The organism is Acidovorax sp. KPB24-07 (assembly GCF_057543315.1).
Map to the genome: position 1 here is coordinate 1 of NZ_BAAJYS010000811.1, position 827 is coordinate 827.

General features: G+C 73.4%; 1 pseudogene. It reads left to right on the forward strand.

Annotation, left to right across the window (positions count from 1 at the left end):
• Window positions 1-827, forward strand: a pseudogene (locus AC27IQ_RS25995) (helicase-related protein); the annotation flags it as partial.

Here is an 827-nt window from a genome sequence, read left to right on the forward strand (position 1 = left end):
CGCGCGCACGGGCGATACCGCCAGCGGCGAGCGCAGCGCGCAGTCGCGGCGCCTGCCCACGGTGCTGGTGACTACGCCCGAGAGCCTGTCGCTGCTACTGGCGCGCGGCGATGCGCGCGAGGTGCTGTCGTCCGTGCAGCTGGTGGTGGCCGACGAATGGCACGAGTTGCTGGGCAACAAGCGCGGGGTGCAGGTGCAGCTGGCCATCGCCCGGCTGCAGGGCTGGAACCCGGCGCTGCGCGTGTGGGGCATGTCGGCCACGCTCGGCAACCTGGAGGAAGCCATGCACACGCTGCTGGGCCAGGCACCGGGCCGGCAGGAAGGCGGCTCTGGCGAGGGCGTGCTGGTGCAGGGCCGGGTGGACAAGCGCCTGGTGGTGGACACGCTGCTGCCCGACCACCCCGAGCGCTTTTCGTGGGCCGGCCACCTGGGCCTGTCGATGCTGCCCGCCGTGGTGCGCGAGCTGGCCGGCACGCGCACCACGCTGGTCTTCGTCAACGTGCGCTCGCAGGCCGAGGTCTGGTACAAGGCCATTCTCGACGCGCGGCCCGACTGGGCGGGCGAGCTGGCCATCCACCACGGCTCGCTGGACCGCGGCGTGCGCGAATGGGTCGAGGCCGGGCTCAAGGAAGGGCGCCTGCGGGCGGTGGTGTGTACCTCCAGCCTGGACCTGGGCGTGGACTTCCTGCCCGTGGAGCGCGTGCTGCAGATCGGCTCGGCCAAGGGCATCGCGCGGCTGCTGCAGCGCGCGGGGCGATCGGGCCACGCGCCCGGGCGGCCGTCGCGCAGTCACGCTGGTGCCCACCCACAGCCTGGAGTTGGTCGAG